Source organism: Pedococcus dokdonensis (assembly GCF_900104525.1).
GTDB lineage: Bacteria > Actinomycetota > Actinomycetes > Actinomycetales > Dermatophilaceae > Pedococcus > Pedococcus dokdonensis.
Genome location: NZ_LT629711.1, coordinates 577,393 through 602,912, shown reverse-complemented (window position 1 = coordinate 602,912; position 25,520 = coordinate 577,393). Strand labels below are relative to the sequence as shown.

General features: G+C 70.5%; 24 protein-coding genes. 11 read left to right on the top strand and 13 right to left on the bottom strand.

What is annotated here, in order from left to right; all coding sequences use genetic code 11:
- Positions 1–232: 232 nt before the first annotated feature.
- Positions 233–2,464 (bottom strand): MMPL family transporter, encoded by a 2,232-nt coding sequence (locus BLQ34_RS02970; RefSeq protein WP_091781266.1) that lies wholly within the window; start codon positions 2,462–2,464, stop codon positions 233–235.
- Between the two features lie 158 nt (positions 2,465–2,622).
- Here BLQ34_RS02970 and BLQ34_RS02965 point away from each other — a divergent pair, with 158 nt between their 5' ends.
- Positions 2,623–3,450, top strand: a complete 828-nt coding sequence (locus BLQ34_RS02965) for a TetR/AcrR family transcriptional regulator (RefSeq protein WP_091781263.1) — start codon at positions 2,623–2,625, stop codon at positions 3,448–3,450.
- Between the two features lie 52 nt (positions 3,451–3,502).
- Here BLQ34_RS02965 and BLQ34_RS02960 read toward each other — a convergent pair whose 3' ends face one another.
- The 4 genes from BLQ34_RS02960 to BLQ34_RS02945 form a co-directional block, all read right to left on the bottom strand.
- Positions 3,503–3,706 (bottom strand): DUF4177 domain-containing protein, encoded by a 204-nt coding sequence (locus BLQ34_RS02960; RefSeq protein WP_091781260.1) that lies wholly within the window; start codon positions 3,704–3,706, stop codon positions 3,503–3,505.
- A gap of 45 nt (positions 3,707–3,751) precedes the next feature.
- Positions 3,752–4,180: a hypothetical protein gene (locus BLQ34_RS02955; RefSeq protein WP_091781257.1), complete on the bottom strand. Its 429-nt coding sequence runs from the start codon at positions 4,178–4,180 to the stop codon at positions 3,752–3,754.
- Positions 4,181–4,248: 68 nt separating this feature from the next.
- Positions 4,249–5,250, bottom strand: coding sequence for a GNAT family N-acetyltransferase (locus tag BLQ34_RS02950; protein ID WP_091781254.1), 1,002 nt, complete (start codon positions 5,248–5,250; stop codon positions 4,249–4,251).
- A gap of 65 nt (positions 5,251–5,315) precedes the next feature.
- Positions 5,316–5,834, bottom strand: coding sequence for a pyridoxamine 5'-phosphate oxidase family protein (locus BLQ34_RS02945; RefSeq protein ID WP_091781251.1), 519 nt, complete (start codon positions 5,832–5,834; stop codon positions 5,316–5,318).
- Between the two features lie 88 nt (positions 5,835–5,922).
- On the opposite strand from BLQ34_RS02945, the gene BLQ34_RS02940 reads away from it, so the two are divergent.
- A complete protein-coding gene (locus BLQ34_RS02940) occupies positions 5,923–6,222 on the top strand; it encodes a hypothetical protein (protein WP_091781248.1) in 300 nt (99 codons plus the stop codon).
- Positions 6,223–6,445: 223 nt separating this feature from the next.
- A complete protein-coding gene (locus BLQ34_RS02935) occupies positions 6,446–6,670 on the top strand; it encodes a hypothetical protein (RefSeq protein ID WP_157692872.1) in 225 nt (74 codons plus the stop codon).
- A 56-nt stretch (positions 6,671–6,726) separates the two neighbouring features.
- Here the strand turns inward: BLQ34_RS02935 and BLQ34_RS02930 are convergent, their stop codons facing one another.
- Both BLQ34_RS02930 and BLQ34_RS19400 read right to left on the bottom strand, forming a co-directional pair.
- On the bottom strand, positions 6,727–7,593 hold the full coding sequence (locus BLQ34_RS02930; RefSeq protein ID WP_157692871.1) for a hypothetical protein: 867 nt from the start codon (positions 7,591–7,593) through the stop codon (positions 6,727–6,729).
- A 14-nt stretch (positions 7,594–7,607) separates the two neighbouring features.
- Positions 7,608–8,189: a DUF6318 family protein gene (locus BLQ34_RS19400; protein WP_269457319.1), complete on the bottom strand. Its 582-nt coding sequence runs from the start codon at positions 8,187–8,189 to the stop codon at positions 7,608–7,610.
- Between the two features lie 166 nt (positions 8,190–8,355).
- Here BLQ34_RS19400 and BLQ34_RS02925 point away from each other — a divergent pair, with 166 nt between their 5' ends.
- Together BLQ34_RS02925 and BLQ34_RS02920 are read left to right on the top strand one after the other, a co-directional pair.
- The gene (locus BLQ34_RS02925; RefSeq protein WP_091781241.1) at positions 8,356–8,688 is read left to right on the top strand and encodes a TfoX/Sxy family protein; all 333 of its coding nucleotides are present in this window, start codon (positions 8,356–8,358) and stop codon (positions 8,686–8,688) included.
- 90 nt (positions 8,689–8,778) lie between these two features.
- On the top strand, positions 8,779–9,813 hold the full coding sequence (locus BLQ34_RS02920; RefSeq protein ID WP_091781238.1) for a matrixin family metalloprotease: 1,035 nt from the start codon (positions 8,779–8,781) through the stop codon (positions 9,811–9,813).
- Positions 9,814–9,828: 15 nt separating this feature from the next.
- Here the strand turns inward: BLQ34_RS02920 and BLQ34_RS02915 are convergent, their stop codons facing one another.
- Both BLQ34_RS02915 and BLQ34_RS02910 read right to left on the bottom strand, forming a co-directional pair.
- Complete coding sequence (locus BLQ34_RS02915; RefSeq protein WP_091781235.1) at positions 9,829–10,104, bottom strand: hypothetical protein; 276 nt, start codon at positions 10,102–10,104, stop codon at positions 9,829–9,831.
- A 75-nt stretch (positions 10,105–10,179) separates the two neighbouring features.
- Positions 10,180–10,605, bottom strand: a complete 426-nt coding sequence (locus BLQ34_RS02910) for an SRPBCC family protein (RefSeq protein ID WP_172829336.1) — start codon at positions 10,603–10,605, stop codon at positions 10,180–10,182.
- Positions 10,606–10,869: 264 nt separating this feature from the next.
- Between BLQ34_RS02910 and BLQ34_RS02905 the strand changes: the two genes are divergently transcribed.
- A complete protein-coding gene (locus BLQ34_RS02905) occupies positions 10,870–11,823 on the top strand; it encodes an NAD-dependent epimerase/dehydratase family protein (RefSeq protein WP_091781232.1) in 954 nt (317 codons plus the stop codon).
- Positions 11,820–12,851: an RNA polymerase sigma factor SigJ gene (gene sigJ, locus BLQ34_RS02900; RefSeq protein ID WP_231961417.1), complete on the top strand. Its 1,032-nt coding sequence runs from the start codon at positions 11,820–11,822 to the stop codon at positions 12,849–12,851. The genes BLQ34_RS02905 and sigJ overlap by 4 nt, the downstream gene beginning before the upstream one ends.
- Positions 12,852–12,964: 113 nt before the next feature.
- Here the strand turns inward: sigJ and BLQ34_RS02895 are convergent, their stop codons facing one another.
- Entirely contained in the window at positions 12,965–13,840 is an 876-nt protein-coding gene (locus BLQ34_RS02895; RefSeq protein ID WP_091781229.1) for a LysR substrate-binding domain-containing protein, read from the bottom strand.
- Positions 13,841–14,030: 190 nt separating this feature from the next.
- Between BLQ34_RS02895 and BLQ34_RS02890 the strand changes: the two genes are divergently transcribed.
- Positions 14,031–15,377, top strand: coding sequence for an MFS transporter (locus BLQ34_RS02890; RefSeq protein ID WP_197674763.1), 1,347 nt, complete (start codon positions 14,031–14,033; stop codon positions 15,375–15,377).
- Between the two features lie 87 nt (positions 15,378–15,464).
- Here BLQ34_RS02890 and BLQ34_RS02885 read toward each other — a convergent pair whose 3' ends face one another.
- On the bottom strand, positions 15,465–16,475 hold the full coding sequence (locus BLQ34_RS02885; RefSeq protein ID WP_091781224.1) for an aldo/keto reductase family protein: 1,011 nt from the start codon (positions 16,473–16,475) through the stop codon (positions 15,465–15,467).
- A gap of 90 nt (positions 16,476–16,565) precedes the next feature.
- Positions 16,566–17,165, bottom strand: coding sequence for a hypothetical protein (locus BLQ34_RS02880; RefSeq protein ID WP_231961416.1), 600 nt, complete (start codon positions 17,163–17,165; stop codon positions 16,566–16,568).
- Positions 17,166–17,394: 229 nt separating this feature from the next.
- Here BLQ34_RS02880 and BLQ34_RS02875 point away from each other — a divergent pair, with 229 nt between their 5' ends.
- The gene (locus BLQ34_RS02875) at positions 17,395–18,135 is read left to right on the top strand and encodes a DUF5995 family protein (RefSeq protein ID WP_091781221.1); all 741 of its coding nucleotides are present in this window, start codon (positions 17,395–17,397) and stop codon (positions 18,133–18,135) included.
- Between the two features lie 220 nt (positions 18,136–18,355).
- Positions 18,356–20,986, top strand: a complete 2,631-nt coding sequence (locus tag BLQ34_RS02870; protein ID WP_197674762.1) for a glucosidase family protein — start codon at positions 18,356–18,358, stop codon at positions 20,984–20,986.
- Positions 20,987–21,099: 113 nt separating this feature from the next.
- On the opposite strand, the gene BLQ34_RS02865 is transcribed toward BLQ34_RS02870, so the two are convergent.
- Positions 21,100–22,542, bottom strand: a complete 1,443-nt coding sequence (locus BLQ34_RS02865) for an HNH endonuclease signature motif containing protein (RefSeq protein WP_091781215.1) — start codon at positions 22,540–22,542, stop codon at positions 21,100–21,102.
- Between the two features lie 455 nt (positions 22,543–22,997).
- Here BLQ34_RS02865 and BLQ34_RS02860 point away from each other — a divergent pair, with 455 nt between their 5' ends.
- Positions 22,998–25,349, top strand: a complete 2,352-nt coding sequence (locus BLQ34_RS02860) for an FG-GAP-like repeat-containing protein (protein ID WP_091781213.1) — start codon at positions 22,998–23,000, stop codon at positions 25,347–25,349.
- Positions 25,350–25,520 lie beyond the last annotated feature (171 nt).

Here is a 25,520-nt window from a genome sequence, read left to right as displayed (position 1 = left end):
CTAGGCAAAGACCGCCACACATCTCATACTTTCGGCCCAACTCGCCGTTCCACCAAACGCGGGGGGCGCGACGCCGCAGGACAGACCGTGCACCCGGTGTGTGGTAGCACGGTCCGTCCTGCGGCGTGTCGCGGTCAGGGCTCCTCGGTCAGGGCTCCTCGGTCAGGGCTCCTCGGTCAGGGCTCCTCGGTCAGGGCTCCTCGGTCAGGGCTCGTCGGTCAGGGCTCCCCGGTCAGGGAGCGGTGGCGAGCTCCGGCGCCGGCAGGCCGTGGGACGGGGTCGGCAGCGCCTCCTCACGGTGGCCGTGGCGGTCCCACCAGCGCGCGAGCGGACCGGGCGCATACCAGTTGGCCCGCCCCAGCAGCCGCATCGTCGCGGGCACCAGCAGGGCCCGCACCACGGTCGCGTCGAGCAGGACGGCGACGAGCATGCCGATGCCGATCATCTTGAGGAAGACGATCCCGCTGGTCGCGAAGCCGCCGATCACGACGGCCAGCAGGAGCGCCGCGCTGGTGATGATCCGCCCCGACCGCTGCACGCCGGCCGCGACGGCACGGGTGTTGTCGCCGGTGCGGTCCCATTCCTCGCGCACCCGGCTCAGCAGGAACACCTCGTAGTCCATCGAGAGCCCGAACAGGATCGCCAGCATCAGGATCGGCTGGGTGACGTCGAGGTAGCCGGGCGAGGTGAAGCCGAGCAGCCCGGCCAGGTGGCCCTCCTGGAAGATCCAGGTGACCACCCCGAAGGACGCGACGATCGACACCGCGTTCATCACGATCGCCTTGAGAGGCAGGACGACCGACCCGAAGGCCACGAAGAGCAGCACGAGCATCACCAGCGCCACCATCAGGGCCATCCACGGCAGGTGGGCTCCGATCGAGTCGATCAGGTCGACGGCGTCAGCAGTCGGCCCACCGACCAGTGCGGTGCTGCCGGCTGGCGGCTCGACGGCACGCAGGCCCACCACGACGTCCTGGCTGGCTGTGGTCTGCGAGTTGCCCTGCCAGGTCGCCTGCACGAGGGTGAGCCGGTCCCCCGCCACCACGGTGCTGTCCACCGCCTGGGCGGTGACGACCCCGTCGACGTCCCCGAGCTCGGTGACGTAGGCGGCGACTCCCGCCTCGTCCGCCCCCCGGAGCATGATCGAGGCGCTGGCGCTCTCCCCACCGAACAGGTCGGCCTGCAGGTCGGCAGCCTGGCGGCTCGGCGAGCTCACCGGCAGCACCCGCTCGTCGACACTGCCCCACCTGGCCCCCGCGAACGGGCTACCGAGGGCGAGCAGCCCCACCACGATGACGACGAGGTAGACGACGGGTCGGCGCATCACGCTGTGCGCCACCCGGGCCCACGCGCCGTGCACGACCTCGTGGTCGGTGCCGTGCAGCGCATCCGGGGTGCGGGCGTCGGCGAGGCGGGCCCGCGAGCCGCGGCGCCACGGCATCCGGCCGAACTCGATGCGCGGCCCCAGCACACCCAACAGCGCCGGCAGCACGGTCAGCGCCGCGACCATCGCGACCAGGACCGCCGCCATGCCGCCGTAGCCCATCGAGCGCAGGAAGTTCTGCGGGAACAGCAACAGCGAGGCCAGTGACGCGGCCACGATGAGGCCGGAGAAGAGCACCGTGCGTCCGGCGGTCGTCATGGTGCGGACGATCGCGGCCCGCACGCTGTCGCGCGAGGTGTCCGGGGCGAGCGCGAGCTCTTCGCGGAACCGGCTGACCACGAACAGGGCGTAGTCGATCGCCAGCCCCATGCCGAGCAGGGTGATCACGTTGATCGAGAAGATCGACACGTCGGTGACGCCGGTGATCAGCCGGACGACGGCGAAGGCCCCCATCACCGCGATGCCGCCGACGAGCGTCGGCATCAGCGCCGAGACCAAGCTGCCGAAGATGAGCAGGCTGAGCAGGAAGACGATGGGCAGCGAGATCGACTCGGCCCGGGCGATGTCCTTGGAGACCTGCTCGTTGACGTCACCGAAGACCGCCCAAGGGCCCCCGATGCTCGTACTCAGCCCAGGTGCGTCGAGCTCGCCCTTGACCGCCTCCCAGTTGTCGCTCTTGGCGTCCTGGGTGTCGCCGGCCAGCGTGACGATGACCCGGGTGGCGTGGTCGTCCGCGCTGACCAGGCCGGGCGACTGGCTGGCGTACCAGGTGACGGCGCCCGCCACGTCCTTGGCCGGAAGGGCGCTGATCGTGTCGGTGACGGCCCGCTGGAACGCCGGGTCCTGCACCGTGAGCGTCGGGCTCGAGTAGATGACGACGAGGTCGGTCTCCCGACCTGGGAACGTCGCCTGCTCGAGGGCCAGCTCCCTGGCCGAGTCGGTGGCCGGGTCGTCGAACCCGCCGTTGGAGAGGTTGCCGAACACCCCGATGCCGTATGCCGCCGCGACCAGCACCACGGCCAAGCCGCCCAGGAGCACGGCCCAGGACCGCCGAGCGACGAACTGTCCCCACGTCCTCATTCCCACCACTTCCCTCTCCACCACGATGCGCAACCATGGGTTGCAACTCACCATTACGAATGTTTACGCCAGTAACAGTGATGGGTGTAAACTAACTTGTCAAGGGTTCATGGTTAACTCGACCCACCACGGTCCGGACGAGAGCGAGCAGGGCACAGATGACGGCGGTTCCGACCCGACGCGAACGGCAGCGGCAGGCCACCTTCGACGAGATCGTCGAGGTGTCCCGGCGTCTGCTGCGCAACGGCGGTGACGTCTCGATCCGCGCCGTGGCCCAGGAGATGGGCCTGACTCCCCCGGCCCTCTACCGCTACGTCGACAGCCACGCCGACCTGCTCGCGCTGGTCGCGCGGTCGATCTTCGAGGACGTGGTCGCCGCGATGACGGTGGCCCGCGACACCCAGGCCGACGACGACCCGTCCGCGCAGATCGTGGCCGCCTCGGCGGCGTTCCGCGCCTGGGCGCTGCGCAACCGCACGGAGTTCCAGATGGTCTTCGCGTCGAGCGACTCCGTCCAGCTCGACGAGGCGATGCACGCCAAGAAGACTGCCCTCATCACCTCGCTGGCCGACTGCCTGCCCGAGGACTCGGGGGTGCACCTCTTCGCGGCGTTCTTCAGTGAGATCTTCGGACGGCTGTGGGTGAAGTACCAGTTCGCCATCCCGACCGACGACGAGCTCGACCCTGCGCTGCTCGAGATCCTGCGCGGCGAGCTCCCGCCCCACGGCGACGAGTCCTCGGGGTCCGGCGCCCTGGGCGCGCCCACGCCGGGCATGGTGTGGATGTTCGAGCGTGCCTGGGCTCGGCTCTACGGCACGGTGACGCTCGAGGTCTTCGGGCACGTGCACCCGGGGCTGATCAGCACCGGTGCGCTGTTCACGGCGACCATGCTCGACATCGGCGCCGACCTCAACATCAGTGAGGAGTGGCCGCGCCTGCAGGGCGTGGCGCGCGCCGAGGCGGAGCGCCTGCCCACGCAGCCCTGACGCCCGGCCACGGAGCGTCGGCCACCACGGCTCCGGCTGCGACGCGGGTCGGTCAGGCGGGACGCTGGCGCTCGAACGTCACGAGCACGCCCTCGGTGCCGCCCGGTCCGAGCCGACCCTTGACCTCGACGGCCGTGACCGACTTCATCTGCCAACCCTTGCCGGCCCACTCGTTGAGGACCTTCTCGAGCTTGTCGGCCGACATCTTCCCGCCGATGAGGCCTTCGCGGACCTGGACCACCTTGTACTCGTACATGGCCGCAGCCTAGGGCCCGCCGGTCAGCCAACGGTCAGCCATCGGTCAGCCTGCGCGGTCGAGCGGCTCGGGGAGGGCTTCGACTCCGTCCGGGGACGCGAGGTAGAAGCCGAGCAGACGCACACCGTGCCGTCGACAGGCGTCGAGGGTCTCCTGGTGCCAGGCCCGGTCGTGGTCCGTCGGCATCAGCCCCCGGCGTCGACCGCGACCGACCAACACCGCGCCGGCCTGCTCGCCGATCATCGGAAGCAGCAGGTCGAGGAGGCTCCGCAGCTCCTCGGCCCGCACCCCGGGTGGCAGGTCGGACAGCACGACGGGCTGCACTCCGCGGTCGTCACCGTCGCAGATCATCAGCGCCAGGGCGCCGCTGCGTCGTGCGTCCAGGTCGAGGATCAGGTCGATCACGTCGGCTTGGATGGTGTTGTCCCGCAAGGGGATCGAGCGGGCATCGGGCGGCAGGTCGTGGAAGCTCATGAAAGCATGCTGCCGCACCCGGGACGGGTGCCCGGAAGTTATCCCCAGGCCCGCCGACGAGGGTCCGTTCAGTCCGAGGGCTGGGTCCCGAGGAGGCGGCGGAGGCGGTACACGCCATACGTCACGACGTAGCCCAGCTGCTCGTTGACGTGACGGATCCCCGCGTTGTTCTCCTCGTTGTCCGTCACCAGAGCGGGGATGCCGAGACGCGCGGCGCGCGCGTGCAGCTCCTCCTTCACGAGCCGCCCCAGTCCCCTGCCCCGGTATGCCGGGTCGACACCGGTGTAGGCGACCCCGCCTTCTCCGGTGGCCTCGATGACGATGCCGTAGGCCAGGGCTGCCGGGTGGCGGTCCACCCGGGCGAGCACGACCAACGGGGTCTCACCGGGATCGGTCCAGCGCTTGAGCTCCGCGCGCGTGAAGCGGTGGTGCGACTCGGCCTCGGGATTGGTCTGGCTGGCGTCGAGCATCGCGTCGAAGGCGGCCGCGTCGGCGCCCCCCAGGTCGAGCTGGTCGCAGGCCTCGAGGGTGACCCCGGGTGGAGGCGTCGGGCTGGTCGCGCCAGCGAGGTCGACCCGCGAGCTGATCGAGCGCTGCACCACCTCGAACCCCCAGTGACGTGCGATGGCCAGGGCCTCCTCGTCGTCGTGCACCTTGGTCCACAGCTCGGTGGTGTCGGGCGGGACCGCCGCCAGACAGCGGGCGAACAGCGCAGACCCGACTCCCTGGCCGGCGACCCGCCGGTCGACGAACACCTGCACCGACCGCTGGTGGCCCGGGGACCCGACGCGGTGAGTGGCGGTGGCGTAACCCACCAGGACGCCGTCCTCGATGACCACGGGCGCGGTGTCGATCTGGACGCTGTCCTCGAACACGGTCGTGATCCACCACGACTCGAAGGTCGGCGTCCGGCGCGCGGTCAGCTCGACCAGCGCCGGAAGGTCGTCTTTGCTGGCCTCGCGGAACTCCCTGGACTCCTCGAACTCCTTGGAATCCAAGGAGTCCTTGGACTTCTTGGACTCCTTGGACTCCCCGTCCTGGTCGTGACTCGCCTGATCGCTCCCCGGCATGCCCTCATGGTGGTGCGGTGCTCGGCCGGCGGCAACCGCTCCTGCCTCGTCCCGCCGCGACCACGTCAGGACGGGAGGACGAGGCGGATGTCCGGCCCGTCACCGGTCAGGACGGAGACCTCGGTGGTGCGGGCGCGGTAGAGCCCGAACCTGTTGTCCCGCAGGCGCTCCGTGGTCCACACCCCGGCTCCGTCGACCTCGCTGCGCCGGCTGTAGGCGTCCAGAGCGGCCACCCGCTCGTCACCTTCGGGCACGTCGACGAGGGCGCGGGCATAGACACCGCGTCCTTCGCCGACCGCGATGCGCGAGTCGAACACCACCAGGCCGACGTCCGGGCGCTGCGTCACGTTGACCGAGTGGGTGGAGGTCGGTCGCGACACCCAGAAGAGCTCCTCCAGACCTCGGTGCGCGAAGTAGACGGGGGAGGCCCACGGCGCCCCGCTCGCGTCCGAGGTCGCGAGGACCACGTAGCGCAGGTCCTCGAGGATGCCCTCGGCCAGGGCGCGAGCAGCGGGCATTCTGTCCGCGGCGTCGCTCCCGGCGTCGCGAGCGCCCCCGATGGACCGGGATCGGTCGTCGGTCATGTCGCCTCCTTCGTCCTGTCATGCAGACCCGTGCGGGCCGCCTGACTCATCGCTCGTGTCGAGGCTTCGGGCGCGCTACCGTGCCCGGGTGACCCTCGACGACGTCGACGAGTACGCCACATCCCTGGCCGGGTGCAAGCGGAAGGGACACCCGGGGCGGGTGGCGTGGTACGTCGACGACCGCCTCGTGGTGCGGCAGGACGAGCCCGGCACCCTGCTGGTGCGGGTCGGGTTCGAGGACCGCGAGCGCCTGCTCGCCGACCACCCCGACACGTTCGGAGTGCCCCCGCGGTGGGAGTCGCACATGAAGGTGCAGGCCGAGCTGGACGGTGACGCGGAGGCGATCCGCACCGCGATCCGGCTCGCCTGGGTGATGCAGAAGCGCTGACCTCCGGCCTCCTCCACAGCCTCCGTGGCCGCCGGGTCGCCGCCTCTGTGGCTGCCTCGCCCGCCGCCCGTGTGGCAGTTGTCTCGGCCCGCGCCCGCCGACTGTGGCGCCCCCCGGCGCCGGCCCGTCGCCGCTACCTTCGGTCAGCCTCGCATCGGACGAACGGATGGGGTGCGACCCATTGCCTGACCCCGCGGCGCGGCCCGCTCATAGCGTGCTCGACGTGGACAGCCCCCTCATCACCCCCGACAGCGCGCAGCGCACCGACCTCGCGACCTGCGCGTGCGGCGGCCCTCGCGCTCGAGGTGAGCACCGGATGTGCGCCGGCGCGGCGGCGGTCCACCACAGCGTTCGCGTGACCGAGCAGGCCGACCAGCTGCTCAACCGCCTCCGGGCGATCGTGCTGATGGGCACCCTCGACGGTGAGCTCCGTCCCCTTTCTGCCTGACCTTTCTGCTTCGCACGTGGTCGTCTGACCTCTTCGTGGCGGGTCCCCCGGGCTGCTCAGTCGGCGACCAGGCGGGCGTGGGCGGTGCGGACCGACAGGGTCTGCGCGCTGCCCCTGATGGTGACGGTGCCGGGGATGTCGACCCAGGCGCCGCCGCCGACCCGGAACTGGCCCGAGTACGTCACGTCCGCCCGCACGGCGAAGTCACCGGGCTGCCGGTAGGTCTTGGTGACGTCGCCGGTCGGATAGGGACCCCCGAGCGATGTCGTGGCGCCGCTCGTCGAACCGTCGCCGTAGACGTACGTGATGCTCGCCAGCTTCGGACGGATCTCGACCCGGAAGCCAGCCATCCGCGCGGGGTCGACCTGGTCGACCTCCTCCGGCTCGAACCCGGCCTGTGGCCAGCGCGTCTCGAAGTACGTCGGCAGCGTCACGAGGGTGACATTGCCCTTCGGCTGGATCTGCACGCTGGGCTTCGCGAAGTCGGTGTCGTGGAACGCCGCCAGCACCATCGCCATCGTGACGCGCGGGCGAGCCGGTCCCGGCGCGGCTTCGGGGAAACAGGTCACGCCGTACTGGACCCACTGCCCGGTGGGCTTGCCCGCTGCGTCCACGGTGCGCCGGAACAACCGCACGCTCGGCCCCAACCCCTGCTCCGGACTGTTGCCCGCGCACAGAGTGAGGGCGCCCGAACAGAAGTCATCCGGAGCTGGCGAGTCCGGAGTATTGGAGCCGCAGTTCGCGACCGAGGCGTACGCGAACTTGGGCTTGCTGCCGGCGGACCCTTTGTCGGAGTCAGAATGGAGCTGGTGAAGATCTGAGGCGTTCAACAACGTCACCTGCGCGCCATCCTGGACTGTGTTTCCCCAGAACTTCGAATCGGCGTAGGCCACGTTCCCTTGGCAGGTGACCAGCGCGGCCATAACACCGATGGTCCCTATTGCGCGATTCCGAATACTTTCCATCGGCCCCCCTTCCAGATCAGCGACACTGTTCTTGCGATGTGTCCTTTGGGGTCGGTCGCGATATGCCGGCCGTTGGCGTCCACCACCTCGACTCGGTTCTCAGTGAGTTGAAGGCGAACGAACTGTTGCCCCTTCGGGGAGCCGGTCACGGCAGTTGTTTGACTCGCCGATACCGGTGCCGACGAATAGTGGTGGCCTCTCGCCTTGAGGTCGACGATTTGCGACTGCAAGGCAGCGCACGACTTACAGCCGGGGTCGCTTAGGGGAGGCAGGATCGAAGTATCGGCAGTCATGCTGGCAACGTTGGACTGCTCGACGAAGAACTTCACGAAGGCTTCGGCTCCGGCTTTGGTGTGGGCTCTGGCGGCCTCGGGGATCTTGACGGGTGGGGTCGGCGAAGTCGTCGTGACACCCGTCGTGACCGCCGCCCGTGGACTGACCGTCGGTGCTGAGCTGGACGTCTGCGGGCCTCCCGTGACGGGCGGCGCCGTGCCGGCGCCCGTGGCCGGCGGGTCGTCTCCCCCACCCGTGCACGCACCCAGGGTGCCCAGCACCGCCAGTGCCAGCCCCGCGGCATACCCGCGCCTGAACCTCGTTCCAGATCCCACTGCAGCCCCCACATGTCATCGTCGACGAACACGCGCGAGTCTAGGCAAACTCGCGCATCCGAACTCTCGTCATCCACAGGCTTGGACGTGCCGGGGCCGACACAATGACGTCATGGCGTACGACGAGCAGGTGGCGCAGCGCATCCGGGACCTCGTGGCCGGGGACCTCGACGTGACGGAGAAGAAGATGTTCGGGGGGCTGGCGTTCCTGGTGAACGGCAACATGTCGGTGGCCGCCAGCAGCAAGGGCGGGCTGATGGTGCGGCTCGACGCCGACGAGGCGCAGCGCCTGCTCGAGCAGCCAGCGGTCCGCCCGTTCGAGATGCGTGGCAAGCCGATGAACGGGTGGCTGCGCGTGGACGAAGCGGGTTTCGAGACGGAGCCGCAGCTGCGGGAGTGGGTCGACCGCAGCGTGGAGTACGCGCGCACGCTCCCGCACAAGTAGGTCATTCGGTCGGGAAACCCCGCGAACGTCCCCCGCCGCGACCCCGGATGAGCCAGAATCCGACGGTTCGAGGCGAGGGAAGGCAGTGGGGTGCTGGGGCAGGAGAACGACGGGGTCGTGGTGGTCTCGGTGCCGGACGGTTCGACGTGCCGGTGCGGTGAGCAGATGCGGACCGGTGAGCGCGCGGGTTTCGACCTGATGGCCAACGAGGTGATCTGCCTGCGGTGCATGGCCGACCGCCGCGCCGGTCGCCCGCAGGTCCTGAACCGCCCGCAGCAGCCGTGGCCCACCCACACCCCTGCGCCGCCTGCCGTCTGGCTGGCCCCCGCTGCACCCTCCCGCACGCGCTCAAGGGGGCCTCGCACCTGGGTCACCGTGCTCGTCGCGGCACTGGTCGTGAGCCTGGTCGGGGTGCCGGTCGGGCTGCGCTCGCTGAGGGCGTTCGCCGGGGCGGACACCGCGCCGGACGACCCGGGGGCCTACGTGTTCCTCAACAAGGACAGGCGCGGCGCCCCGGTGACCTGGGACCCGTGCCTCACCATCGAGCTCGTCGTGAACAGCGCGTCCGCACCGGCCGGCTCCGGCACGCTCCTCGCCGAGGCGATCGACCGTGTCAACGAGGCGAGCGGGTTGCACCTCAAGGTGATCGGCCCCTCGACGCAGGCGCCCCGGCCCGACCAGAGCGCGCGCGACCTGGCCAGCGGGCTGCCGGGCAGTGCCCGAGCTCCGGTGCTGGTGGCCTGGACCACGCCCGAGGTGGTGCCGGGCCTCAAGGGCTCGGTCGTCGGGCTGGGCGGACCGGTCCACCGCTTCGCGAACACGCGCGACCAGGAGCGCTACGTCGGCGGCTCGGTGGAGCTCGACGGGCCACAGCTGGCCCAGCTCCTCCAGCGCCGCAACGGTCACGCGCAGGCGCGGGCGGTCGTCATGCACGAGCTCGGGCACCTGGTCGGGCTCGACCACGTGGCGAACTCGTCGCAGGTGATGGCGGCCGAGTCGGGCACGGTGACGGAGTTCGGCGAGGGCGACCGCGCGGGACTGGCCAGGCTCGGGTCTGGCGGGTGCCCGTATGACCTCACGCCGGACACCCCCGACTCGTCCAACGCGTCGGACGCACCGTCCTGACCTGCGCGGGACCGCCTAGGCGGGCTGGCGACGCTGGTGGGACCCGCCCTGGTTGGCGAGCAGGCGCCGACCGAAGCGCACCACCGTCCAGCACCACCAACGGTCGATGTCGCGGGCGGCGAGGTCGGCGCGCCACTCCCAGTAGCCGCAGAGCTGCACGAGCTCGGCCTCGTTGAGCGAGAGGCAGATGTCCACGAAGGAGCCGTAGCGCCCGATCGTCGGATCGACGAACGGCGGCCCCTCGTAGATCACCCAGGTCTCCCCTGCATCGATCCTGTCCACCTGAGCCATGACCTGATCGTGCTCCTGCAGGACGAGACCCGCCTCCGTCGATCGATGGAGAACCCTCTCGCGCGCAGGCAGGACTCAGCCCCTCGTCAGCCCTCCGGCGAGCCGTCCGAGCGCGTCGTCCCAGTGCGCCTTGTCGCCGCGCGGGTCGCCGGCGATGCCGCGCCCCTCGTGGTAGACCTCGACCCGCGTCGCGTCGCCGTCCGGGTGCAGCTGGACGTCGAGCATGCTGAGCGGTCCGTCGTCGTGCGGGTGCCAGGTGACGCGTACCTGTTCGACGGGGTGCACGCTGCGCACCACGCCGTAGGAGCCATCGGCCGCGTGCCACGGTTCGCCCTTGTTGCCGAGCCGCGCGCCGTCGCCGAGGAGCGCCTCGGTGCCGGCGGGGCTGACCAGGTGCTGCCAGACCTGGGCTGGCGTCGCCGCAACGGCCTGGCTGGCGTGCACGCCCGCCTCCAGGTCGTCCACGTCGTCGTCGGGAAGCGAGTCGACCTCACTGCTCATGTGCAGACCTCCGTCCGAGCTGGTCGCGCCCCGGGTGGGCGTGACCCACACCGGACAGTCGACCGCGTGTCGCCCCCGAGGGCAACCCCACCGGGCCCCCGATTTGGTATGCCGTGTGGCCAGCTCCAGGCGACCCTCGCGGCCGCGTGCGGGGCTGGTTCCGACAAATCTTGCGACCCGTTCGTGGGCGCGCTGTCACAGCCGCGGAGGCTGTCTTGTCTGAGGTGGTGGACGACAGGACAGCAGCGAGCAGAGGAGAGAACCATGAAGGTGTTCGTCGCAGGGGCCACCGGCGCCATCGGGCAGCAGCTGCTGCCGAGGTTGGTCGAGGCCGGCCACGCGGTGGTGGGCATGACCCGCAGCCCGTCGAAGGAAGACCTGGTGCGGTCCCTCGGCGCAGAGCCGGTCGTCGCGGACGCACTCGATGCCGAGCAGGTCGCGGAAGCGGTAGGGCGCGCGCAGCCGGACGTCATCGTCCACCAGCTGACCTCGATCGGTCCGATGGACCTGCGCCACTTCGACCAGGCGTTCGCGATGACCAACCGGCTGCGGCGCGAGGGCACCGACCACCTCCTCTCGGCCGGCCAGGCCGTCGGCGTGCAGCGGTTCGTCGCGCAGAGCTTCTTCGCAGCCTACGAGCGGGTGGGCGGTCCGGTGAAGACCGAGGACGACACGTTCGGCACGGGGGCGGCCAAGGAGATGCGGCAGACCGTCGCGGCCATCAAGCATGTCGAGGACGCCGTCCTCGCGGCGTCCTGGACCGAGGGGATCGTGTTGCGCTACGGCGGTTTCTACGGGCCGGGCACGTCACTTGGGCCCGACGGTGAGCAGACCGAGGCGGTGCGTCAGCGCAAGTTCCCGGTGGTCGGCGACGGCGGCGGCGTGTGGTCGTTCATCCACATCGCCGACGCAGCCGCAGCGACGCTGGCGGCCGTCGAGCACGGTCACCGCGGGGTCTACAACGTCGTCGACGACGAGCCGGCCAGGGTGGCCGAGTGGCTACCCGAGCTGGCGCGTACGTTGGGGGCAAAGGCACCGATGCGCGTGCCGCGGTTCGTCGGCCGACTGCTGACCGGGGAGATCGGAGTGGCGATGATGACCGAGCTGCGCGGCGCGTCCAACGCCAAGGCCAAGCGCGAGCTGGGCTGGGAACCGGTGCACGCGAGCTGGCGACAGGGCTTCGCCGAGCTGTCCGCGGCTGCGAAGGTGCGGGCGTGACCGACCGCGCGGGGACCGACCGCGATGGAACCGACCGCGACGGGACCGACCGCGCGGGGACCGACCGCGCGGGGACCGACCACGCCCCCACCGATCGGGAGCAGCTGCTGGACGAGCTGCGGCCCACGGCGTTCGCGATCGCCTACCGGATGCTCGGCAGCGTCTCGGAGGGCGAGGACGTCGTGCAGGAGGCGCTGCTGCGGGTGCACCAGTCGCTCGACGCCGGTGAGGAGATCGCCTCGCCACGAGCGTTCCTGGCCACCATCACGACGCGGCTGGCGATCAACGAGCTCAAGTCCGCCCGAGCCCGTCGCGAGCGGTACGTCGGCGAGTGGCTCCCCGAGCCGATCCTCACCGACTCGTCGCTGGTCATCGGCGCGGGCTCGTTCGACGACCCTGCGAAGCAGGCCGAGACCGCCGACTCGCTGTCGCTGGCGATGCTGGTGCTGCTCGAGAGCCTGTCGCCCGAGCAGCGTGCGGTGCTGTTGCTGCACGACGTCTTCGGCTACGGCTACCCCGAGATCACTTCCATCGTGGGCAAGACCGAGGACAACGTGCGGCAGCTCGCGACGAGGGCGCGTCAGCACGTCAAGGCCAAGCGGCCGCGCTTCACGACGTCGCGCGAGCAGCAGCGCGAGCTCGCGGCGCGGTTCTTCGCGGCCGCGCACGACGGCGACCTCGCGTCGCTGGAGTCGCTGCTGGCCCACGACGTCGAGCTCACCGGTGATGGCGGTGGCAAGGTGCCTGCGCTGGCCCGGTCGCTGCGCGGTCGGGGCAGGGTCGCGAAGACGCTCGGCAACTGGCTGCGCCAGCTCTCGCGTTTCCCCCAGGTCTCGATGCGCCCGGTCGAGGTCAACGGAGGTCCGGGCGCGATCTACGTCGACGACCAGGACCGCGTGCTCGGGGTCTGGTCGCTCGAGATCACCGACGGCGAGATCACCGGCATCCGCTCGATCGTCAACCCCGACAAGCTGGCCCACCTCGGCGAGGTGGGCGACGTGGTGGCGATCATCCAGTCCGCGCGGTGACCACGCCGTGAGGTGAGGTATGCCGGGTGGTCACCGCCCGGCATACCTCGCCTGAAGTCTGCGCTCCGCACGCGGCACACAGATGCCGGCTCGGCTGGCACCTGGGTGGCAGGTCAGCCGGCGCCGACCGTCGTGAGCGGGGCGCCGCTGGCGAGGATCGCGGAGGTGAGTGCCTTGGCCGCCTCGGGCGGGGCACTGCGGTTGGTGAGCAGCACCAGGTCGAGGTGCGGCAGCTTGGGCAAGCCCAGCGAGGCCGGCAGCTCGACGAGGTCGGCGGGCATCAGGGTGCGGGCGAGCACGGCGATCCCGAGCCCGGCGCGCACCGCGGCCAGCACCCCGTTGACGCCGCGGACGGTGCAGGTGATCCGGCTGCGGCGGCCGACCTTCTCGAGCGCTTGCACGCTGACTGCACGGCTCAGGCTCGGCGCCTGGTAGACGACCAGCGGGACCGGCTGATCGTCCTCGATGCGGGTCGCCCCGAGACCGCACCAGATCAGCTGGTCGCGACGGACCAGCTGTCCGCGCAGGCCCTTCGGCGCGTCGGCACCGCGCTTGACGAAGGCGACGTCGAGGTGACCGGACTCGATCCGGCGCACCAGGGCATCGTTCTGGAGGACGGTCAGCTCGAGGTCGATCCGCGGGTAGAGCTGGCGGAAGTCGCGCAGGATGCGGGGCAGCGGCGTCAGCGCGAGGTCGTCGGTGACGCCGAACCGCAGGCGCCCTTGGAGGTGCGAGCCGGTGAAGTAGCCCACGGCCCGCTCCTGAGCGGCCAGGATCTCGCGCGCGAAGCCCGCCATCGCCTCGCCGTCCGAGGTCAGCGCGACGCTGCGGGTGTCGCGGACGAACAACGGCCTGCCGACGGCGTCCTCGAGCCGGCGGACGTGCTGGCTCACCGTGGGCTGGCGCAGGCCCAGCGACTCGGCGGCGCGGGTGAAGCTCAGTGACTGCGCGACGGCGACGAAGGTGCGGAGCAGCTCTGGGTCGTACACCGGTGTTCTCCTCGGGGTGTCTCGCCTGCGTCCGGGTCGTCCTTGGGACGGTCATTGCGATCCTGCATGACAGTTAGAGGACTAATTCTGGATGAGCATAGTGCTTCAGGGCGCTGATAAGGGGACACTGGAACCCGTTCGCCCATCCCCCGACTCCACTCGACCAGACGCTACCTTTCCGGGACGACCCTTGAGCTCCACCGACGCCGCCTCAGTCCGAATCGCCAAACCACTACTCCCCCAGCATTTCTCGCGCACCTTCCCCTCGCTGGCCAACCGGAACTTCCGGTTGCTCCTGTCCGGGTTGCTCGTCTCGGGCACCGGCGGATGGGTCCAGCGCATCGCGCAGGACTGGCTGGTCCTCACGATGACCGACAGCCCGACCGCCGTCGGCGTGGTCACCGCGTTCCAGTTCCTGCCCACCCTTCTCTTCGGGTTGCACGCGGGGCTGCTGGCTGATCGCTTCCCCAAGCGGCAGCTGCTGATCGGCACCCAGGTGTCGATGCTGCTGACCGCAGCTGCTCTCGCCGCCCTCACCCTGAGCGGACGCATCCAGGTCTGGCACGTGTTCGCGCTGGCCGCCGTCCTCGGCACGGTCGCCGCGCTGGACAACCCGGTGCGGCAGTCGTTCGTGTCCGAGGTGGTCGGGGGTCCCCAGCTGCCCAATGCGATCAGCCTGGTGTCCTGCACCTTCCAGATCGGCGCGATGACCGGGCCGGTGCTCGGTGGTCTGCTGATGAGCACCGTCGGCGCCGGTTGGGCATTCGCGCTCAACGCGGTGTCGTTCGTCGGGCCCGTCCTGGCGCTGTTGTCGATGCGCGGCACCCCGAGCCGTCGCGAGGTCAGGGCTCGTCGGGCGGCTCGGCTCGCCGACTCCACTGGTCCCGAGCCGGGCATCCGGGCGGGACTGTCGTACGCCCTGCACACCCCTACCGTGCTCTGGCCGGTCGTCATGGTCGGGGCGTTCGGGTTCTTCACGATCAGCCTCCCCGTCACGCTCGCCGCCTACGCGAAGGACGTCTTCGACTCCGGGGCCTCCGGACTGGGCCTGCTGAACGGTGTCGTCGCGCTCGGCGCGCTCTTCGGGGCCCTGACGACCGCCCGGCGGCGGCGCGGGTTGCGGCTGCGCACGGTCGGTCTGGCCGGCACCGCCCTGGCCGGCGCGCTGCTCATCGCCGCCGCGGCACCCAGCCAGGCCACCTTCACCGTGCTGCTCGTCGGAGTCGGGGCTGCCAACCTCGGGTTCCTCACCTCGGCGCAGTCGCTCGTCCAGCTCGCTGCGGTCGACCACCTCCGCGGCCGGGTCGTCGGCCTCTACATGCTGGTGCTCATCGGCAGCGGGGCGATCGGAGGTCCGGTCGTCGGCTGGATCGCCGAGACGTTCGGCGCGCGCACGGCGCTTCTTGCGTCCGGCGCGGTGCCTGCCGTCGTCACCGTGCTCGTCTGCCGCCACCTCGCCCACGCCGCTTCACTGCGGCTCGGGCTCACGTCCGTCGCGATCCGGGTCCCCCGCCCGTCCCTGCTCCCCCGGCCGTAGGCAGACCCTCAGCAGCGAGAGGCGGCCGGGTTGGTCCCCGGCCGCCTCCGCGGCATACCTGCTTGCTTGCTTGCTTGAGCTGGCAGCTCAGGCGACGCGCTTCTGGGGCGCGGTCTCCTTGGTCTTGCCGGCGTCGCGCTCGACGATGTCGCCGAGGACGTCGTCGATCTTGGCCAACAGCTCGGGCTCGAGCTTCACACCGGCGGCCTTGACGTTCTCGTGCACCTGCTCGGGGCGCGAGGCCCCGACCAGCGCGGCGGCGACGTTGTCGTTCTGGAGCACCCACGCGACGGCGAGCTGCGCCATCGAGAGGCCGGCCTCGTCGGCGATCGGCGCGAGGCCCTGCACACGGGTCAGCACGTCGTCGTTCATGAACCGCTTGATCATGTCGGCCCCGCCCTTCTCGTCGGCGGCCCGCGAGCCCTCGGGCGGCTGCTGGCCCGGCTGGTACTTGCCGGTCAGCACGCCCTGCGCGATCGGGCTCCACACGATCTGGCTGACGCCGAGCTCCTTCGACGTGGGCACGACCTCGTCCTCGATCACGCGCCAGAGCATGGAGTACTGCGGCTGGCTCGAGATCAGCTGGATGTTGAGCTCACGGGCCAGCTCGACGCCTGCGCGGATCTGCTCGGCGGTCCACTCGCTGACGCCGATGTAGAGCGCCTTGCCCTGGCGGACGACGTCGGCGAACGCCGTCATCGTCTCCTCGAGCGGCGTCTCGGTGTCGTAACGGTGCGCCTGGTAGAGGTCGACATAGTCGGTCTGGAGCCGCTGCAGCGAGCCGTTGATCGACTCCATGATGTGCTTGCGCGACAGGCCGGTGTCGTTCTTCCCGCCCGGGCCGGTGGGCCAGTAGACCTTGGTGAAGATCTCGAGGCTCTCGCGCCGCTCACCCTTGAGGGCGTCGCCGAGGACGGTCTCGGCCTTGGTGTTCGCGTAGACGTCCGCGGTGTCGAAGGTGCTGATGCCCGCGTCGAGCGCCGCGCGGACGCACTGGGTCGCCACGTCGTTCTCGACCTGCGAGCCGTGGGTCAGCCAGTTGCCGTAGGTGATCTCGGAGATCTTGAGTCCACTGTTGCCGAGGTATCGGAATTCCATGTCCCAACCGTATGTCGAGTCGTCGCTCCTCGCTGCGCGGGGTGGCGCGGGGCGAGACCGTGGCCATGGGAAACGTGGCGATGGGAAACGTCAGTCGGGGGTCTCGTCGTGCTGTGGAGGCGTGCCCCGACGCCAGCTACCGAGGCCATTGCCGACCGCGTCGAGCAACGCGGCATACGAGGCGACGAGGGCTCGGCGCTCCGCGGACAGCCGCGCGTCGTCGAGGTCGCACCCGGCGTCGACCCACTCGTCCGAGAGGTCCATCGCCTCGGCGCGCCAGCGCGCAGCCTCGTGCATCGACTCCGGCGGCGCCGCGTAGACGTGGGAGTAGAGGTCGATGAGAGCCTGCTCGAGCTGGGCGCGGGTGGCCGCGTCGTCACGTTGGTGGGCGCGGTGCAACCGCCACCACTCGACCTCGAGCTCGGAGGCCGTCACCGGGTCGAAGACGAGGTCGGAGTGGGATCGCACCAGGCGGTAGAACCGCAGCATCGAGGCCCGCGCGGCATCGGGGTCGTTGTTCGGCACCGGCGCCCACGCCTGGTTGGCGCGCAACACGTGCCACGCCGCGACGACGGTCAGCCGCGGGCCGAGCCCGAACCCCTGGCTGATCATGCCGACGAACCCGCGCAGCGCCGGCACCCACTCACGCCGGTAGTAGCTCGCCCACGCCAGCGTCTCCAGTCGGCCCAACGCGACCGGGTCGAATTCGCGGGGGCTGTGCCGTCTCAGGCCGTGCCGTTTCCAGCCGTGCCGTTTCAGGCTCGCTCGACCGGGCACCTACCACCTGGCTCTCCGGGCGCTTCCCAGCGCTCGCTCCGGGCCGCTCGCAATCCGCTTGCCGGGCCACTGACAAGCACGCCCGTCGGTCGGATACTAGCCCCGCAGGGCGACACGCAGGACCACCATCCAGGGGGTTCAGATGACTGAGCGCGACATCAGCACGGTGGTCGCTGCGATGGACGCCCGGCTCGCCCGGATGCCTCCCGCGAGGAGGGCCCAGCGGACCTTCCTCGAGACCTATCGGCGCACGACGCTGGCGGTGGGGGCAGCGATCGAGGAGGGCCGGTTCGAGGACCCGGAGTGGGTCGAGCGGTGGGACGTGGTCTTCGCCGACCTCTACCTCGCCGCCCTCGAGCTGGACCTGGTCGGCAGCACCACCGAGGTGCCACGGCCGTGGCGGCTCGCGTTCGACGCACCGGCGTCGCTGCCCGCCCTGCGCCACGTGTTGCTGGGCATCAACGCGCACATCAACTACGACCTGCCGCAGGCCTTGCTCGCGGTGATCAGCGACGCCGAGTTCGCCGACCCGCTCGTGATGGCCCGCCGGGCCCGTGACCACGAACGCATCGACGGCATCCTCAGCGGCCGGGTCGCCGCCGAGGACGGCGCCCTCGGCGGCCCGCGCTCGCTGCTCGACCGGGTGCTTCAACCGCTCAACCGCAGGGGCTCGAGACGGTTCCTGCGCGAGGCGCGGCAGAAGGTGTGGCACAACACGATGGAGCTCCAGCACGCGCGGGTCACCGGCCAGGAGGCGTATGCCGCTCGGCTGGCCGAGCTCGAAGTCCTCAGTGCCGCACGGATCGCCGATCTCCTGGCTCCGGGCCAAGTGCTGCTGCGCCTCGCGGTGGCGGGATTCGGTGTGACGCTGCCGCCGCCGTAGCCGACCCATCGAACCCGGGTGCTGACGGCGTCACCGGCGGCTGAGTCGACGCCATCATAGGAACGTTCAAATCCGCTCGATCTCAACCTGCCACATCGGGCGGACCGGGTGTAGCGTCGCTGAGTCCGGACAACTCGCCCACTCACACCCGGGGCGGGCATTTCGGGCCACGCGGGCGACGTCGCCGGGCGTCGCTCCCCTGCTTGGTCGGAGGACGACGATGTCACGCTCGATCGCGGTCGCAACCAGTCTCTTGGCGCTCGGAACCTCCGTCGTGGTAGCCCAGCTGCCGGCGTCGGCGACTTCACCACCACGAGCCGTGCCGCACGCCGCACCGGCGGCCGGCGGCAGCGGGAACGAGCTCTCGGTCTCGACCAGGCTGGCTGACCGGCGCGAGGTCTCCGCCGGCACCCGCGCCTACTCGATCGGGTTCGAGGACGGCGGCTTCTACGCGAACGGCTGGCACATCACCGGTGAGATGGGTGGTGTCTGGACCCCGCCGATGAAGATGGTCGACGGCGTCTGGTTCGGCCTCGACGGCCAGTGGGTCGGTCCGGCCACGACGTTCACCAGCGGTTGGGGCTACTCGAAGTACGCCCTCCCCGACACTGCGGGGCTGAAGGTCTCTCGCACCGACTTCGTGCCCGACGGCGTGCGGGGTGCGTTGTTCGGGCTGACGATCACCAACCCGGGCGCCGCGCGCACCACGAACCTCTCGGTCGACGCGCACTCCGAGCTGATGGGCCAGTACCCGTGGGGCTTTGACGGTGTGAAGCCGAACGCCAGCGACAACCTGCCCGACAAGGGCACGTACGACGGCAAGAACCTCTCGTTCACCGACGACGGTTCGCTGCCCGGCGCGCCGGAGCACCACTACGCGGCCCTCGTCGGCAGCTCTGCGACGCCGACGTCCGGCGCGATCGGAGCGCAGTACTACGGACCGCGCCCCGGCACGAGGTGCACCGGCAAGGAGACCGGCGCACCCGCCGACCCCAAGCCCTCCGCCTGTGACGACGGGCCGTTCGGGAAGGGCACCGGTGGGCGTCTGACGTATGCCGTGGACCTGCCGGCCGGTGGGTCGAAGACGGTGTGGCTGGCCGTCGCCGGCTCCGACCAGGGCCTGCCGAGCGCGAAGGGTGAGCTCGCCAAGGCCCTCGCTGACCCGGTCGCGGCGCTGGCGACCAAGAAGGCCGCGCGCCAGGCCCTCTCGGAGATGACCCAGCTGTCGCTCCCCGGTGACCCGTTGGTGCAGAACGCCGTCGAGTGGGGCAAGCAGAACATCGCCGACCTCACCCAGACCGCGACCGACCTGCAGATCCGCTGGACCAACCAGGGCAAGCAGTTCCCGGCGCCGGCGGGCACGGTCAAGAAGGCGACCTGGATCGGCGCGGGTTACCCGGACTACCCGTGGATCTTCGGCACCGACGCCGAGTACACCGCATTCGCATCGGTCTCGGTCGGCCAGTTCGAGGCGATCCAAGACCACCTGCGAGCGCTGCGTGACATCTCCGACATCCTCAACAACCGGTCGGGTGTGGTGACCCACGAAGTAGTGTCGGACGGGTCGATCTGGTTCGGCCAGGACTCGCGCTCCACCAACGCGGACGGCACCACGGCCTACAACTTCAACACGGACGAGACGGTGAAGTTCCCGAGCACCGTGGCGCTGCTGTGGCGCTGGACCGGGGACGACCGGTTCCGCGATGAGATGTATGACTTCTCCAAGCGCAACCTGCGCTACGTCGTGAACCAGCTCGACGCCGACCACGACGGCTGGCCGGAGGGCCTCGGCAACGTCGAGCGCAGCGGCATGGGTCCGGAGAAGCTCGACAACACCGTCTACTTCATCCGCGGGCTCTACGACCTGGCCGCGATGGCGAAGTCGAAGCACGACGGCAAGACCTTCGCGTGGGCCAACAACCTGGCTCGCCAGCTGAACCGCGAGTTCGACGGCACGTGGTGGTACGACGCCGCGTCGCAGTATGCGGACTCGCTGGTCGAGCCGGGCAACCAGCAGTCGTTCCAGAAGCACTGGATCGGTCAGACGCCGATGGAGGCCGAGTTGCAGGTCAACGGTCGCACGGTGGCCGGGCTTGCGCCGTATGCGCACGGCACCGCGGCTCTCGCCGGTCGTGAGGACCCCTGCTACAGCGGTAGCGCGCCGCTCTCGACCGGACTGTTCCACACCGGCTGTGGTGGCGGACCTGAGGGCAAGGGCGAGAAGGTCATCTTCGGCCTGACCACCTCGATCCAGTCCATCGGCGAGGGCAACTACGGGCGGCTCGGCGCGGGTCAGCAGCAGCGCTACACGCACGCCCTCGCGGACCCGATGTTCTCCGAGCCGGCGACCGGTGGCACCCCGGACGAACAGCCGGGCGCGATGCCCGAGATCTTCCCCTCGCCCGACCAGGGCGCGAACATCGACCGCTGCTGGACCTGCCGCTCGATGTTCATGCAGGCGTGGGGCAACTACGGCACCGCGTGGGCGGTCGTGCATCAGTGGCTCGGCATCCAGCCCGATCTCGGCAACGACTCGCTCACCGTCGTGCCGCAGGTGCCTGCTGGTCAGCCGTCCGCATCGGGCTCGCACATCCGGCTCGGTCGCGGCTTCGCGGACGTGACGGCGGAGCACTCGGGGTCGCGGTACACCACGCAGATCGCCGTGCCCCGCTCCGTGGGGGCCGACAAGGTGTGGATCGGGCACACGCTCCCCCGTGGCTCGAAGGTCGCGAAGGTGATGCTCGACGGGCACGTCGTGAAGCACTGGACCTCGCGGACGACGAACCGCGGCCTCGAGGTCACCGTGCCGACCAAGTCCGGCTCGCACACGCTGGTGGTCACCACCCGCTGAGGGACGGTGGGCGCCCGCCGCAATCGCGGGCGTCCACCGAGCGGCGATGGCACTCCCAGAGCGCACCCGGGCACCCCCCATGCCCCGCCGACCCGGCGGGGTGTGGGGCGTGTTCATGGTCGGCCCCGATCGGGGTCGAGTTCACGGGGCGACTGATCGGGCGACGGCCCGGGCGGCGAAGAATCCTGTCCGTGCCGTGCTGGTGAGTCAGGCACCAGCGTGAGGGCTCGACGTGTCCTGAGCAGCGCGTCATACGAACCGACCGTCAGGTCCCACTCCACCCGCGGCCCGTCTGGACCATCGACCACTCGGCCGGCATAGCGGTGGCTGTGCACGACCGAGTGATGGGCGCGGCAGAGCAACGCGGCGTTGGAGATGTCGCTGCGTCCGCCGTGGGCCCAGTGGACCAGGTGGTGGGCGTCAGTCCAACCCGGGGGTTTGCGACAACCCGGGAAGGTGCAGTGCTTGTCACGCAGCCACAGATGTCGGATCTGAGCGCGGTTGAACAGCCTGATCGCCTGCCCCTGGTCGAGCACCTCGCCCCGACTGCCGAGCACCATCGGCACGAGCTGCGCGTCGCAGGCGAGCCGTCGCACGGTCTCCGGGGTGAGGACTTCGCCGGTCGGGGTCACACCCGCGCCCGCCGCCCGACCTTCCAGCGCCTCGAGCGTCATCGTCACCATCAGCGTCGTCTTGGCCTGGCGAGGTGTCCCCTCAGGGGCAGAAACCCCACGAGCCACGGCATCGAGGAGAGCGTCGGCCCGCCAGGTGTGCGCCGGACGCGGGTCGTGCTCGCCGGTGTCCTCGTCGGGCTTGGGCTTGGCGAGGGCGTCGACGGCGGCGTCGACGACAGCGGCGCCCTCCTCGTCGAGCAGCCAGGTGTAGCGGGACAACCCGCACGGTCCCTTGCTCTTGATCAGCGACCGGTGCGCCCGGCGGACCTCCGCGTCGTGCTCGACGAGCCGGTCGGGCCGCATCACATCAGCTGCGTGCCGGACCGCGATGCCCACCTCGCGCTCGGTCATCCCGTCCGCACCCCGCGCCGCGTGGAGCAGCTGGGCCGTGGCGTCCTCGAGCACGTCGGGGTCAGCCAGACCACGGATGCTCTTGTGGAAGCGCACGATCTGCGCGGCCTTCTCCACGGGCAGTGCGCCCTCGCCACCCAGCTCCGCGCTGCCGATCACCGCGCCCTCCATCGCCGCCGCAACGACCGGCGCGAGCCGCAGCTCGTCGGCGGCCTCCGCGACCACGTCGGCGGCGACCAAGGTGCGAGTGGGCATGAGCGGCGCATGCGCGCGGGCCCAGTCGACCGGACCCCAGCCGTCACCGGACCCGAGCCCGCGAGACTTCGCCTCGGCCATCACGCCGACGACCCAGGCGTCCTTGGCCGAGTCGAGCTCGCCGAGCCCGGTCATCAGCTCCCTGAGCTCGGCCTCGCTCAGGGCCCAGAGCTGGCTCGGCTGCGCTCGCCTCAGCACGTCAAGGGCCTCGCGCACCTCGCTCAGCCCGGGACGCTCAAGGCCCTCGGACTCACTGGGGTGCGGTGCAACTGCCATGGCTCAAACACTACGGGCGACCACTGACAGCCGAAGCGCAGCCAATCTCCTTGTCCCACAACGCCTTTCGATCGTGCAGATACGGCGCCGATACGGCATCAGTTGTCCACAGACGGCGCCGTCATCCACAGCCAACACGCCGTCACGGCACCTCTGCGCCCCAGGCCCACCCGCAGACGCGAGGCCCGCCGCGGACCGTCTCCGCCGGATACCCCATCGAGCTCACTGCCGCCGACGGAGGGGTGACCGACGGCGACGTGGTGACGACACGCCACGGTCGCGGTCGCGACACGCCGTCGAGGGGTCGTCCGAACGGGCAGAGTTCCGGGAGGAATGGGGCACGAGGTCGTTGCGGATGCCACCCTTCACTGTCGTCACACCAGTCCCCCGCGTCTCCCCACACGTCACCTCCGCGTCTCTCCCCCCACCCCCGCGACTCCCCCCGGACGTAACTCGTGCGCCTTCTCCCAGCCTCCCTCGCCGCCATCGCCATCACCCCGTTCTTCGTGGCGCTGCCGACGGTGTCGTTCGCGTCCACGGACGCGCCGCACCCGGTCGCGCCGCACGTGCAGTCGACCGCCGTGCGCGGCGTCGACGCGACGGCGAAGGGCCAGCTCTGGAACCGTCGCATCCTTCGCCCCGGGCACGCGATCAGCACGCTGTCGCCGGTGCAGGAGCGAGCGCGGTTCACGGTCGCGGGTGTCTCGTGGGCGCGCACGACCGGCCTGACCAGCGACGACGTGATCGTGCAGATCCGCCTGCGCGAGGCGACCGGTTGGACGGCCTGGGAGACGCCCGGCGTGACCGACGAGGGACCGCAGGGCGGCACCACCGAGTCGACCACCGCCCGTTTGGGGACGAATCCGCTCGTCACCGACGGCGCCACGGCGATCCAGGTGCGCGTCGACACCACGAACGGCCAGCCGCTCCCCGACGTCAAGATCACCACGATCAACCCCGGCACCTCCGCCGCGGACGACGACGTCACCGCGCACACCCCCGCCGCCTCCGCCGCGGCGGCCGCCGCGATGCCGACGATCATCACGCGCGAGCAGTGGGGCGCCGACGAGTCGCTGCGTGGCTCGACGACCTACAACACGACGGTCAAGGCCATCACGATCCACCACACGGCCAGCTCGAACGACTACACCGCGGCGACGGCGGCGGCCCAGATCCGTGGCATCTACGCGTACGACACCAAGGGCCTCGGCTGGTCGGACATCGCGTACAACTTCCTGGTCGACAAGTTCGGCCGGGTCTACGAGGGCCGCGCCGGCTCGATCACCTCAGCTGTGCGCGGTGCGCACGCGATGGGCTTCAACACCAACACGATGGGCATCGCGGCGCTGGGCAACTACCAGACCGCGACTCCCCCGGCCGTGATGGTCGACGCGATCGCCAGGACCGCCGGCTGGAAGCTGTCGCAGTATGGCGTGGACCCCCTCGCGACCACGAAGCTCACCTCCGCGGGTGGCACGGGCACGAAGTACGGCGCCGGCGTCACCGCGACGCTCCCCACGCTGAACGCGCACCAGAACACGTCGTACACGCTCTGCCCGGGCAAGTACCTCTACCCGATGATGTCCTCGATCCGCACGAAGGCCGCGGCCTACGCGCGCACGTCGGCACCACCGCCCCCGCCTGTCGTCGTGCCGACCGTCCCTGCGCCGGTCAGCACCGCGAAACTCTTTGCCACGTATGGAAAGCTCACGCTCGCCTCCGGCTCGAAGGGGTATGCCGTGCGCGACCTCCAGCTCGAGCTCAACCGACGTGGGTTCAAGGCTGGGACGGCTGACGGCGCGTTCGGGCCGACCTCGCTCGGGGCGGTGCAGCGCTTCCAGAAGTCCTTCGTGCTGACCGTGACGGGCAAGGTGGCGGCGAACGACTGGAAGGCGCTGTCGGGGCTGGCCTACGTGAAGACCGGCGCGCCGGTCACTCCTCCGGTCACTCCTCCTCCGCCGACCACGCCGCCGGCTCCCCCGACCGCACCGATCACCCCGACGCCGACGGCACCCGGACCGGCGAAGGCGATCGTGGGCTTCAACGCGGACGGGCGCGGCGACGTCATCGGTCGCACCGGCACCGGCGACCTCTACTTCTACCCGAGCAAGGTCGGGGGCATCGGGACGCCGGTGCGGTTCGGGAAGGGCTGGAACATCTACAGCCAGTTCCTCTCCCCCGGTGACTTCACCGGCGACCGGATCGCCGACATCATCGCCGTCACGCCTGCGGGTGAGGCGTACCTCTACAAGGGCAACGGCAAGGGCGGCGTGGTCGGCGCACGGGTGCTGATCGCGACGAACTGGAAGGCGTACACCGACCTCATCGCCCCCGGCGACTGGACCGGCGACGGCAAAGCAGACCTGTTGGCACGCAAGGCGAACGGCGAGCTGTGGATGGGCGTCGGCAACGGCAAGGGCGGCTTCACCGGCACCTGGCGACGTCTCGCGACTGGCTGGCAGACGGTCGCCCAGGTCATCACGCCCGGCGACATCACCGGCGACGGCCAAGCGGATCTCCTCGGCCGTACCGCCGCTGGCAAGCTCTATCTCTACCGCGGCGTCGGCATCGGCACGGACACGGCTTCGGGCTACCTGCCCGGCCGCCTCGTCTCGACCGGCTGGCAGGCCTACAACACGGTGTTCTCCACCGGCGACCTCACGGGAGACGGACGCGCGGACCTGATCGCCCGCACGTCCACCAACGCGAGCTACGTGTATGCCGGCAACGGCAAGGGAGCTTTCGCGGCCCCCAAGAAGATCGCCGCTCCCTGGGGCGCCACCACCCGCATCACCGGAGTCCGCTAGGTCGGCATGCGCAGAACCGCATGCGCATGTAGGCGCAACCTTGGTCTCGGATAGCACTCCCAGCCCGCCGGTTCATCAGACGCCGTGCGATACGCGTAAGGACTCTGATCCAGCAAATCTGGGCCGGTGGGTTGCCGTCGGTTCTGCGCGACCTCCAGGTAGAGTCGCTTT

Bases quoted from the DNA above. Each gene is read 5' to 3' on its own strand.
- BLQ34_RS02970 (WP_091781266.1), bottom strand. From the start codon at position 2,464: ATGAGGACGTGGGGACAGTTCGTCGCTCGGCGGTCCTGGGCCGTGCTC.
- BLQ34_RS02965 (WP_091781263.1), top strand. From the start codon at position 2,623: ATGACGGCGGTTCCGACCCGACGCGAACGGCAGCGGCAGGCCACCTTC.
- BLQ34_RS02960 (WP_091781260.1), bottom strand. From the start codon at position 3,706: ATGTACGAGTACAAGGTGGTCCAGGTCCGCGAAGGCCTCATCGGCGGG.
- BLQ34_RS02955 (WP_091781257.1), bottom strand. From the start codon at position 4,180: ATGAGCTTCCACGACCTGCCGCCCGATGCCCGCTCGATCCCCTTGCGG.
- BLQ34_RS02950 (WP_091781254.1), bottom strand. From the start codon at position 5,250: ATGCCGGGGAGCGATCAGGCGAGTCACGACCAGGACGGGGAGTCCAAG.
- BLQ34_RS02945 (WP_091781251.1), bottom strand. From the start codon at position 5,834: ATGACCGACGACCGATCCCGGTCCATCGGGGGCGCTCGCGACGCCGGG.
- BLQ34_RS02930 (WP_157692871.1), bottom strand. From the start codon at position 7,593: ATGGCCGCGCTGGTCACCTGCCAAGGGAACGTGGCCTACGCCGATTCG.
- BLQ34_RS02925 (WP_091781241.1), top strand. From the start codon at position 8,356: ATGGCGTACGACGAGCAGGTGGCGCAGCGCATCCGGGACCTCGTGGCC.
- BLQ34_RS02915 (WP_091781235.1), bottom strand. From the start codon at position 10,104: ATGGCTCAGGTGGACAGGATCGATGCAGGGGAGACCTGGGTGATCTAC.
- BLQ34_RS02910 (WP_172829336.1), bottom strand. From the start codon at position 10,605: ATGAGCAGTGAGGTCGACTCGCTTCCCGACGACGACGTGGACGACCTG.
- BLQ34_RS02905 (WP_091781232.1), top strand. From the start codon at position 10,870: ATGAAGGTGTTCGTCGCAGGGGCCACCGGCGCCATCGGGCAGCAGCTG.
- BLQ34_RS02885 (WP_091781224.1), bottom strand. From the start codon at position 16,475: ATGGAATTCCGATACCTCGGCAACAGTGGACTCAAGATCTCCGAGATC.
- BLQ34_RS02875 (WP_091781221.1), top strand. From the start codon at position 17,395: ATGACTGAGCGCGACATCAGCACGGTGGTCGCTGCGATGGACGCCCGG.
- BLQ34_RS02870 (WP_197674762.1), top strand. From the start codon at position 18,356: ATGTCACGCTCGATCGCGGTCGCAACCAGTCTCTTGGCGCTCGGAACC.
- BLQ34_RS02865 (WP_091781215.1), bottom strand. From the start codon at position 22,542: ATGGCAGTTGCACCGCACCCCAGTGAGTCCGAGGGCCTTGAGCGTCCC.